Below are 12096 nucleotides of genomic sequence, written 5' to 3' on the forward strand. Positions count from 1 at the left end.
ATCAATTAACGTTTTACTATCTTAAATAAACCAGCATCTTTAGCACCGAGATTTAAATCTATACTGTTGTTTTTTATCTCAACAATTTCGGCTGTAAAAAGATTTTGCAATTTATAATTACCGTTCTTAACACCAAGTCTTTCTAATGGCAGAGCAAATTTTTTAGCTGCTGAACCATAATTTAAAACTGCCACATACCAATCATTTCCTATTTTTTGTTCGAAAACTTCAGTTGTTAGTTTTCCCGTATTTCCTTCTACTGGGCGGAAAGCTACTCCATTGGCAACGATTTTAAGCAATTCTTGATTTTGAAGCCATTCTTTAGCTCGTTTGCTCCAGATTCCTTCTTTGCTGTAATCGTCTCCTGTAATTAATGTTCCAGTAATGACAGCCGAAATTAATCTTGCACGATTCTCGCCTTCGGTAACATCTGCAAAAACCACATGGTCTGCATCTATATAATCATACAAATACGTTTGCCACCAGCCATAATTGACGCTATTTAATGTGTATTGTGTCTGCTCGATTGTTTTCCAAGCGTCGCATGCAATACGACGAACGTGTGCGTAACGGCCTGTAGCCATATTAGGAGAAATTGCAGCATAAATTAGCATTTGCCCATCTAGTGCTTTTACTAAATGTTCCATTCCTACTTTATAAGCCTGCATTCCTGTGGTTACATTTTTATCATAAAATGAAGTCGATTCTGCTGCGGCGTGACCTAAAAAGTCAATTTTTATCATTTTAAAACCACATGCTTTTAGCTTATTAATAACATAATCAACGCGTTTAAGAGTTCCGGGATGTGTTGGATCTATGGCACGTGCACCGTCGAAATCAAAATAAGTATTTCCGGTTTTAGTCCACAATTGTCCAAAAGTATAATCACTGCCTTCTGCTTTACGGTTTGGTCCATCTTTCCAACCCCAATCTGTAAAAGGCGCCCAGTAAGCTCCAGGTTCTAAACCTTTGCTTTTGCAGTAATCTGCAAACTCTTTTAATTTGCTAAAGTCTCCTGTAAATCCGCCTTTTACCATATTATCCCAAAAAGAATCAAGATCAATATAAGCTGTGTTTCCTACTCTAAATTGCGGAATTGAATTCGCAAAAAAATCGGCAACTTTAGTCGTATTTTCAAAATTAATTTTCTCCATCAAAACGCCCCAGCTATTCCAGCCAACTGGAGTTGGTTTATCCCAAGTAAAAACAAAAGGTTTCTCTACAATACGATTTGTTTTTGCATATTCTTCCATTCCCTCTCTCCAATCAGAATAATATCCGACGAAGAATTTAGGCGATAAAACTTTTTCACCTTTTATTATTCCGTGCGCAATACTATCTCTAGTTATTTCTTTTTCTGAAAATCCAGACCAAGCCGAAAATTGTGCTTCTTTATTTTTATTGATTGTTTTAACAGCGCTTTTCCAAACTGTATGTTCAAGCGAACCTACAATAAAACCGTTTCTTGAATTGTTGTTGAATATAATTCCAACTTCTGCGCTAGTATTTTGAGAAATAGTATCTAGTTTTTTAGAATTATAACTTATAAAAGCATCATTGTCATAAGGAACAAAAACGCTATGCAGATTTTCAATTTTATCAAAAGCAATTTTGCCTAAATCTAATGGTGAAATATAATTGGTCGCAATCTGTTTTCCGTTATTTACTATTTCTATTTGAGTTATAAAGTAAGACTTATTGGTGTAAGTATAAAAACTCTGAATTAAAGTTGGGTTATTTTTCTCTTTATAAGTTAAAGTATATTTTAAACCATTACCTAAATCATCTTTTATGGTTTGTTTTGCAAAAACAGCATCCGGATATGAATCTGTCGTTATGGTTTTTCCGTTAACTATAACAGAAGCTTTTGCTCCGCTAAATACAGTTTTTCCAGATTGGCTTACTGAAATAGTTTTTTGTTTCACATCATAAATAATGACTCCGCTTTTACCAAAATTCATTGTAATGTTTTTTTGCGCTAAAGCTGATACACAAAAAAATACTGCCAGAAAAATGGATAAAAACAGTTTTTTTAAAGGAAAAGGATAGTGGTTCATTAGATAAGCTTTTTGGTTTATTATACTATTCTATACTACAATAATACAAATTAAAATTAACCCTGCAAGAATATAAGTAAAAATAGTGCTCATTTTTTCCGATTACAAAAACATAAACACCTATAAATCAACAAATAAAATCACTTAAAAAGGATTGCATTTTTTTCCTCAAAATAGTCAATCTGACAATAAACGGATAAAAATTTCAAAAAAAAACAAATAAAAAATATATAGCACAAGAAGTACTTTATTTCAAATTTGCCATTTGAAAATCCTAAAATGTCGATACAAAAAATCCCGATTCTCAACATAATGAAAATCGGGACTTTTAAAAGTTACTTAAAGATTTTTAATTCTTAACAAATTTAAAATTTTGCTGCGGATGTCCAGATGCTTTCACTTTTACTACATAAACGCCTTTTGTAAGACCGTTTACGGGAATTTCTGAACTAATTGTTCCATTTGTCGTAACAGTAGTTTTCCAAACTTCTTTTCCTGCTATATTATGCACCGAGATTGCTGTTGGACCATTAATTTCCTGATCAAACTTAATTCTAAAACTGTCTGTCGCAGGATTAGGAAAAACATAATTAGTGGAAGCATTCGCCCTATTATAACTTGGAGTACTTAATGTCCCGCTAGAAATAGCATAAATCGCAGCATCAGCCTGAGGTAGTTGAACACTTAATGTGCTTTGAGCTGTACTCGTGGCTCCAGAATAGAGTTCTTTAACAGTATAATTGCCTGAACCAAGCCCTAAACGACTCAAACTGATATTATTTGTCGTAGCCGAATTGCTGTAATTAAAAACTGCGACATAAGTAACGTTATTATGCGTTGCCGAAAAAACATTCGCCGCATTATATCCCGTATTTCCATCTGCAGGAATAAAGTGCATTTCGTTACGTGCGACATCCATTACATCATTATTTTGCAAAAGGCTCTGCGCAGTGGTTTTCCATTGTCCAGCAACAGAAAAATCATCACCAGTAATTACCGTTCCTGTAACTACACTACTTAATAATCTTGCACGATTCTGTCCAATTGAAGCATTTCCAAAAACTACGTGATCTGCATCGATATAATCATAAATTTGATTTTGCCACCAGCCGTAAGTTGTACTATTCAAAGTATAATCAGTATCACTTATTGTCGCGTATGCATCACATGCAATACGTCTTACATGCACGAAAGGACCAGTAGCGAGATTAGGAGATATAGCTGCCTGAACCAACATAGTTCCTCCAATTTGGTCAATCAAGAATTTCATTCCTTCTTGATACGCTTCCATTCCTGTATGCAATTGGTTATTTGCAAAGCTGTCTGCTTCAATGCTTGCATGAGTCAAAAAGTCAATCTTTATCATTTCGAATCCAGCCGTTTTAAAACGATTTATAAAATACTGAATTCTTGCTTTAGTTCCAGGACTTGTTGGGTCCATAGCGTAAGCGCCATCCAATTCTAAAGGGTTTCCATTGACTTTTGTCCAACACTGATTATAAGTATACGAACTTCCCTCAACCTGACGATTGTATTTTCCCCAATCTACAAACGGAGCCCAATAAATTCCAGCCTTATATCCTTTACTTTTTGCATAAGTAACAAATTGTGCCAATTCGGCATCGCTCATATTATCCCAATACGAATCCAAGTCGATGAATAAAGTATTATCTTCTGTTTTAAATGCAGGGCAATCATTATGAAAAAAATCTACAACTGCTTTTGCCTTCGTTAAGTTAATATTGGTCTGCATAGCTCCCCAACTGTTCCATCCAATTGGTTTTGGAGCTGTCCAATCAAAAATATATTTAGGTTGCATCGCTGCGTTGGCTTGCGCAAATTCTTCAAATCCTGTTCTCCAGTCGTTCGTAGCATTAATCATTATTTTTGGAGAAGGACAGCTCGTCTGCCCTACATTCACCCAACCATGTCCTCTTGCATCTCTGGTCACATCTTGTTTAGTCCATCCTGCAATAACGGAAACATAAGCCGACGAAGAACCTCCACCGCTTACCGTAACACCTGTTTTCCATTTTGTATGTTCCAAAGAACCAATTACCAAACCTTTACGATTGGTATTGTTATAAATATTGGTTACTTCTGATGCTGTAAACTCAGCCGAATTTAAAGTATAAGCATTGTATCTTATCCAAGCGTCATTGTCATAAGGAACAAATACGGCTCTTGTATCTCCTGTTCCAAAATTAGGCGTTATCTGGTTACTGGTTAAAGGCGACATTTTATAGCAGTTTGATCCGTTTCCTGTTAAGACTACTTGCACAGCTAAATAGTTTTTATTGGTATAAGTGTAAAAAATCTGTTGCATTCCAAGATTATAATTCCCACTTAAAGTAAAAATATGTTTGGTGCCGCTTCCTATATTGTCTGCAAACGGTTCTGAAGTATAAACTGCTGAAGCAAAATTACTGCTTAAGTATTGTTGATCACTGTTTGCATAAGCAGATGCATTGCTAATTACAGTTGCACCATTAAACTTTATGCTATAGGTTTTATTAGTGAGGTTATAAACAATACTATTGTTTGTTCCAAAAGCGATAGTTTGGTTAGTTCCTGCCGCTAATGGTGTCAAAATAAACTTATCCAGATTAGGAGCCCACGAATTCGTATTATCCCAAAGCAGAGTGGTTATTCCGCTGTTTAGATAGACACTTATATTTTTGGACGCCGCTGTACTCCATCCTCCACTTGGCTCACATGGAATTGCAATAGCCGTGGCTGAACCTGCAGTTAACCTAATCGTGCGTGGATCTCCTGTACAGTAAAACAATTGCAGATTGTACCAGCCTGTTGTAGCTACGTTTACGTTTACAGAGACACTTCCCGTTCCACCTAAGTTACCGACTATTTTTCCTGAACAGGAATCGCAATTCTGAATGTCGGCATTTCCTGTACGAGTACCGTTTTCAAACTCGTAAGTCTGTCCCCAGCTACAGATTGTTAATAAAAAAAGCATTAAAGCTAGAATGTTTTTAACTGGTAATGTTTCATTTGTAATTTTTTGCATGGTTTTCTTAATTAGTTAGTAAATAACAGTTCTATACTGTACTATACTACAATAATACAAAAAATATTACTATGTAACTTAAAAAGAGTCGTTTAAAAAGAATTCAATAATCTTAATTGTCTTTTCATTCTTGAATTCAAAAAAAAGAGTTAAATACTTCTACGAACATCTTAAACTCTATTTTAAATTATATTTTGGATTTCTTAGCTCCCTCTACATGCCAATGCAGAAATTAACTTTCCTAATTTTACAACGGGTAAACTAGGTCGGAGCACAAATAAGGCACGAAAAAAAATACAATTTAAAATCTTACAAAAAACATCATTTGTAATGTGTCTCTTAATTAAAATAAAATGACAGGTTTTCAAAAAAAAAACATTTAATTTAAATAGCTCCAACAAAATGCACAAAAAGACAAATTTCCTTCCATACTAATTGCTCTGTCCTAATTATAATATCAAAATCTTAGGATATTGGTACATGTAAATTTTTTAAATCGACAAAAACACAGTAAAAAAATCTCAAAAAAAACAAAGACTAACTAACTAACTAACTAACTAACTAACTAACTAACTAACTAACTAACTAACTAACTAACTAACTAACTAACTAACTAACTAACTAACTAACTAACTAACTAACTAACTAACTAACTAACTAACTAACTAACTAACTAACTAACTAACTAACTAACTAACTAACTAACTAACTAACTAACTAACTAACTAACTAACTAACTAACTAACTAACTTTTAAATAGTCTATCCATTTAAACAAATTTGCTAACCGGATCAATTTTTGCATCGTCGGCCAAAATCGCAATTAAAAAATCTTTAGAAAGAAAGAAATCTTTGCCTTAAAAAGAATCTAATCTCCAGTTTAAAGAACTGGTTTGAATCTTGTTGAGGTCACTGAGCCAGATGGCGCCAATTGAAGACAATTGGCGCCATTTTTTATTGAGACTATAAACAAAGTAATTCTGAATCATTTTTGCTTTTAATTTCATTTTTTTAATCAGAGCCAAATAATGTGAAAGAACCTGTATAGACTCCATATTTTTTTTCACACAAAAAAATAGGCGAATTTGAAAATAGCCTTTGACTTTAAACATGAGATTGTAAAAAATAAGGAGCAAAAATGTGCCCTTAACTTTAACTACATTTTTCGTTAGCACATCCATTTATTTAATAATAGAGTAAATTGCAGTTTTTGCTTCATTTCATCTTATTTAATTTCATGGACTTTGTTTTATAATTGTACATCTCAATATGGGTTCCGTCCAATTTACAAAATCGATTAAACGTAGTTATCGTTGACTACAATCATCTGAGCCTTCCCAAAAAAATGACAAGACTTTAATTCCGCTAAATACTCATTTTGTCGATTCAAAACTTTTAAGACCCAATACATTTAAAAACATCTAAAACAAGAAAAGCAACCTTGAAAACTAGTTTGATTTTAACAAAATAATACACATTATTTCAAGAAAAATCTTCAAAATGATGCGAAAAATTCGAAATATTATCTAATCAACTGATAAAAGTTATAGATTTGTTCAAAAATCAAAAGCAATTTCATTCCTTAAATGGAGAATACCACAACAGATATTTTTTTATGGCAGCAGATTAAAAAAGGTGATATTACCGCCTTTGAGAAGTTGTATGATATCTACGCTGATGTTTTGCTAACTTTTGCTTTACAATATACTAACGAAACTTCAATTGCTAAAGATGCTATTCATGATGTTTTTCTAGACATCTACAAATACCGAAGCGGTCTTGCCGAAAGTGTCAATGTAAAATCGTATTTGTTTAAAATCACGCAACGAAATGTTTTAAAAAAACATAAAGCTACGCAGAAAATATTTTCCCTAAGTACTGATTATGATTCTGTTATATTAAAAGAACTTTCTTTTGAAGATGCTTTGATCGAAGAAGAAAATCATACAGCGCTAAACTCCAGACTGGCTTTTGCAATGGAAGAACTTACAGAAAAACAGCGCAAAGCATTATTCTACAGATTTAACGAGGACAAACCTTATGAAGAAATTGCCTCTATTTTGGGCATTTCTATCGAGTCTTGCAGAACACTGATTTACAGGTGTTTGAAAGAATTAAGAAAAAAACTTTAAAAAAAGGTTATTTTTTATGTCTATGTTTTACAAGAGTTGTTCTCTTAGTATTATATACCCCATAAAAACATCGCCTTGCAAATTAACTTTAACAAAATATCGAACGATGAAAAAGACTCTCTAAAGAGTCAAATTCGTCATGGACTAATAGAACTGGAGCAAAAAGAATCCAGAATCAGGAATAAGAAAAGATTAATCGCCTTTTCTGCGGCTGCCAGCGTAGCATTATTAGCCGCATTGTTTATTAGTCGAACTCCAGAAAGCAAACCTAAAACAGATTTAGAGCTTTTTGCTGAAAAAGGAGAAACAACAATGTCTAACGCAGACTTAGAGAATATCTCTCTTGTACTGCAAGACCAAAAAACTATCGCTGTACAGGACAGTTCGGTAATTAGTTATGGAAAAAACGGTGAAAAGGTAACAGTTGGAACGCAGTCAATTAACACAAATGCTAACAGCACTTCTTTTAATACAGTTAGAGTTCCTTACGGTAAAAGAACGCAGATTGTTTTAACTGACGGTACAAAGGTTTGGCTGAATTCAGGTTCATCTTTAATTTATCCAGCTCAATTTGATGGAGCAATTCGTGAAGTGTATTTAACTGGCGAAGCGGCGTTTGATGTAGCGCACAACAAAGCCAAACCTTTTTTTGTAAAAACAAAAGAATGCGATGTCCGTGTGCTCGGAACGGTTTTCAATGTAAGTTCCTATCCTGAAGACCAGACAGTCCAAACTGCCTTATTGCAAGGAAAAGTTCGAATTACGTATAACAAAAAAGGGCTGTTAAGCAATAAAGAAATTCAGGAAGATTTAACGCCTGGAATGATGGCCACAATCGACAAAGATAAAAAGCAGATTAAAGTCGAACTAAAAGATGTTGCTTCTGCATTGTCTTGGAGAGAAGGCTATTTTACTTTCAAAAGCCAGTCATTGAATACGATTTTAGGCAAACTTTCAAAATATTATAAAATAGAATTTATCAAAGGCGATAATTTAAACCTTGATGCCAATTATTCGGGATCATTTGCCTTAAATGAAAACCTTAATTCGCTGGCGAGTACTTTAGCGAGTATTACCAACAGCAGCTGTACTGTTAACGCAAACCAAAGAACTATTACAATTAAATAAATAAAAAAATCAATTCTAAAACCACCAAAGCCTATGATAGAAGACCAGAAATAAACATATCAACCTTATTTGTAAAAACTAACCAAAAAAAAACCAAAAGATGTTGGAACCATCTTTTGGCATTGTAGAACAGTAGTCAACGCTAATTGACTATATCTTAAATTCAAAACAAAATTATGAATAAAAAACATAATTCAGAAAAGTATTTTTCTGAACGATACCACTATTACCTATATCTGCTGCTTATGAGATCTGTTACTGCATTTATTTGGATAAGTATGTGTAGTTTATATGCGAACCCTTCTTTAGGACAAAATAAAATACATGTTCGTTTCAAGAACACGCCACTAACCGAGGTATTTTCTACTTTAGAAAAACAGACTAACTATGTCTTTTTCTATAATGACGATGTGCTTAAATCTGCCAATACCATTACATTGGACAAAGATGCTACTTTAGAAGAAATCTTAAATAATGCTTTCACCAACAACAATCTTACTTTTGATATTATTGATAAGCAAGTAATTGTAAAGAAAAATAAAAAGAAAGCAGAACAGCTGGAATATGAACTAACAGGAAAAGTTACCGACAAAAATGGTGCTCCGATGGTTGGCGTAAACGTAGTGCTAAAAGGAAAACAAACTTGGGATATTACTAGAAAAGAAGGTGATTACCGAATGAGGGTTTCTCCTTATGATACCATTGTTTTCAGCTCTTTAGGATATAAGACTGTAACCGTAGCCGTTAACAATAAAAGAGTAATCAATACTACACTTGTACCAGATGTTATGGAACTCCATTCTGTTGAAATTCCTGCTTCTAACGGTTATACTGAAATCCCGAGAGAAAGAGTTACGGGAGCTATTGGAGTAATAGGCGCAAAAGAACTTGCTGAGGTTCCGACAGTAGACATCCAGTCAAGGCTAGAAGGAAAACTTGCTGGTGTAAATGTTGATCCAAGAACAGGATCAATCAGTGTCAGAGGAACAAATAATTTTGGCGGAACAGGACAGCCGTTAATTGTTATTGATGGTTTTCCGCAGTCAAGAGAAGATTTTGCATTTTCTAAAAGAGGCGTACCAGGAACTTCTATTTTAAGTTTTCTTAATCCAGATGATGTAGAAAGCATTTCGGTTTTAAAAGATGCCGCAGCAAGTTCAATTTGGGGATCAATGGCTGCTAATGGCGTTATTGTAATCACAACCAAAAAAGGAAAAAAAGGTGAACCATCTATAACTTTTAATACTACTACAAGTATTGGAGAAAAAATAGACTTGGGAAAACTTCGTGTTATGAATACTGCACAATACATCGATTATGAAAAAGATCTTGTGGCTGGCGGATTTGTAGCTGATAATATTTCGAACTGGCAAGCCCTTAATCCAAGTGCAGCACAAGAAATAATGTTCAGACAAAAAAGAGGGCAAATCTCTGTTTCTGAAAGAGATGCATTATTGAGCCAGCTATCACAAAATGATAATTTGGGGCAGATAAACAGATATTTATTAAGAAATTCAGTTACGACCCAATACGATTTATCTATAAATGGAGGAAACGAAAAAAGCACTTATTATCTGTCTTTAGGCTATAATAAAGATCAGGCTGCAATGCAAGGAAACAATTCCCAATCTTATAATATCACATTAAACAATTCTTTTCAGCTTAAAAGCTACTTAAAGTTAAATACAGGAGTAAATTACGTTCCAAGTACCTATCAAAACAATAACGTTGCAAACGAAGCTCTTTCAAATGTATCGGCCACAGCCTTGCGACCATACGATATGATTGCTGATGAAAACGGAAAAGGAATTGACCGCTATTTCCTTTTCAGACCAGAAGTCGCAAAAGGATTTGAAGCAAAAGGATACTTGCCTTGGTCTTACAATTATTTAGATGAGCTGAATTATTCTAACGTGATAACCAAAGGTGCTAACTTAAGATTAAATGCCAGTTTAACAGCAACAATTACAGATTGGCTAAATTTTGAAGCGTCTGGAATGTACACTAATATTACCAACAAAATCAAATCTTTGAGTGAATTAGACAGCTATTATACTCGAAATATGATTAATCAGGCAACATCAGTTAATACAGCTGGAAAATTAGTTTATGGTATACCCTTAGGATCTTATTTGTATAATACCAATTCCAGCAATGATACTCAGAGTATGCGTTTTCAGATGAATATCAATAAGAACTTTAACGAAAACAACAGCCTGCATTTCTTAGCTGGTTCTGAAATTAGAGAAGAACGCAGAGAAGGTTCAAGCCAAAGATACTATGGTTACAATATTGATACTAACTCAGGACAATCGGTAAATCCTACAGTGTATTATACTACTGTTTACGGATGGCAGAGCATTATTGGAAGCACTGATAATAGTATTAGCAAATCAAGAAACCGTTATTTATCCTATTACGGACTAGGTTCTTATGATTTTAAGAACCGTTACCATGTTTCTGGAAGCATTCGTTTTGATGATTTTAATCTATTGGGAGCTTCTAGAAAAAACAGAGCATTGCCATTATGGTCTGTAGGCGGAAAATGGGACATCAATAAAGAAATTTTCTTAAGCGATGTAAACTGGTTAAGCGGTTTAGCATTAAGAGTTACTTATGGAAAATCTGGAAGTTCGCCTGCAGGAGGATTTGGAAGCCAGAGTCCTGTAATCAGTATTGGATCTGTCGATTTCAACACGCAATTACCAACAGCTTCTATTTCTATCCCTGAAAACCCTGAAATTAAATGGGAAACAACGGCAACACTAAACTATGGTCTAGATTACGGATTCTTCAAAAATCGTTTACGAGGAAGTCTTGATTTATATTATAAAAAAACGAATGATATTCTAGCAAGCCTTCCTTTTAATCCAACTTATGGATGGCCATTTGTAACGTATAATACCGCTTCTTTAAAAGGTCATGGTGTTGATCTGTCTCTTTCAGGAACAGTTATAAATACTGCCTTTAAATGGAACAGCAACCTTAATTTCTCCTACAATACCAATGAAGTTACAGACTCTCGCTATGTATTAAACAGCACTAACCAATATTTTGGTTCAGCAGCTATGGTTGGAAACAGTATTGGAACAATCTATGCTTACAACTGGGCTGGACTGGATGCAACTGGACAGTCTCAGGTGTATAAAAAAGACGGTACAATCGTTAACTCTTCTCAAGGAATTGCAGCAATAGATAAAGACGATTTGAAAAGAATGGGAACTTCTTTTGCTCCTTATTTTGGAGGCTTTATTAATGATTTTTCTTTTAAAAATTTCAGATTAGGAGTGCAAATAACTTATTATGCAGGACACGTATTTAGAAATACCGTATTGCAAAATTATCCTTCATATTCTGGCGTACAGTCTGGAGCTGTTGCTAAAGACGAGCTAGTGGCTGACAGATGGAGAAAAGCAGGAGACGAAGCTATTACAAATGTTCCTGGCCTAACCAATATTAGCTTTAACAGCTTGAACCGTTACCAAATGGCAGATATTAATGTGCTTCCTGCAGACAATATTAGATTGCAGCAGATTTCGTTAGGATATAATGTGCCATCACAATGGTTAGAAAGAACATTTATTAAGTCATTAAGTTTCAATTTTGCCGCTAGAAATCTTGGATTGCTTTGGGTTAAAAATGATTTAGGAATCGATCCGCAATACTTGTCAAACGCTAATTACAATACACTTGCCCCACAGCGTAATTACTCGTTACAATTTAATTGCACTTTTTAATTTAAAAAACAGATTATC

General features: G+C 34.1%; 6 protein-coding genes. 3 read left to right on the forward strand and 3 right to left on the reverse strand.

Annotated features, from left to right (window positions below; genetic code table 11):
* Nucleotides 1-5 precede the first annotated feature (5 nt).
* The 3 genes from ACNRYB_RS17470 to ACNRYB_RS17480 all read right to left on the reverse strand — a co-directional run bounded on the left by ACNRYB_RS17470 (nt 6) and on the right by ACNRYB_RS17480 (nt 6088).
* A complete protein-coding gene (locus tag ACNRYB_RS17470; protein WP_473728104.1) occupies nt 6-1961 on the reverse strand; it encodes an alpha-galactosidase in 1956 nt (651 codons plus the stop codon).
* 445 nt (nt 1962-2406) lie between these two features.
* The gene (locus ACNRYB_RS17475; RefSeq protein ID WP_473728105.1) at nt 2407-5082 is read right to left on the reverse strand and encodes a T9SS type A sorting domain-containing protein; all 2676 of its coding nucleotides are present in this window, start codon (nt 5080-5082) and stop codon (nt 2407-2409) included.
* A gap of 856 nt (nt 5083-5938) precedes the next feature.
* A complete protein-coding gene (locus tag ACNRYB_RS17480; protein WP_473728106.1) occupies nt 5939-6088 on the reverse strand; it encodes a hypothetical protein in 150 nt (49 codons plus the stop codon).
* 579 nt (nt 6089-6667) lie between these two features.
* On the opposite strand from ACNRYB_RS17480, the gene ACNRYB_RS17485 reads away from it, so the two are divergent.
* The 3 genes from ACNRYB_RS17485 (at nt 6668) to ACNRYB_RS17495 (ending at nt 12078) form a co-directional block, all read left to right on the forward strand.
* Nucleotides 6668-7213: an RNA polymerase sigma factor gene (locus tag ACNRYB_RS17485; RefSeq protein ID WP_129748334.1), complete on the forward strand. Its 546-nt coding sequence runs from the start codon at nt 6668-6670 to the stop codon at nt 7211-7213.
* Between the two features lie 75 nt (nt 7214-7288).
* Nucleotides 7289-8341, forward strand: a complete 1053-nt coding sequence (locus ACNRYB_RS17490; RefSeq protein ID WP_473728107.1) for a FecR family protein — start codon at nt 7289-7291, stop codon at nt 8339-8341.
* Nucleotides 8342-8517: 176 nt separating this feature from the next.
* Nucleotides 8518-12078: a SusC/RagA family TonB-linked outer membrane protein gene (locus ACNRYB_RS17495; RefSeq protein ID WP_473728108.1), complete on the forward strand. Its 3561-nt coding sequence runs from the start codon at nt 8518-8520 to the stop codon at nt 12076-12078.
* Nucleotides 12079-12096: the final 18 nt, after the last annotated feature.

Source organism: Flavobacterium sp. CR10 (assembly GCF_055814415.1).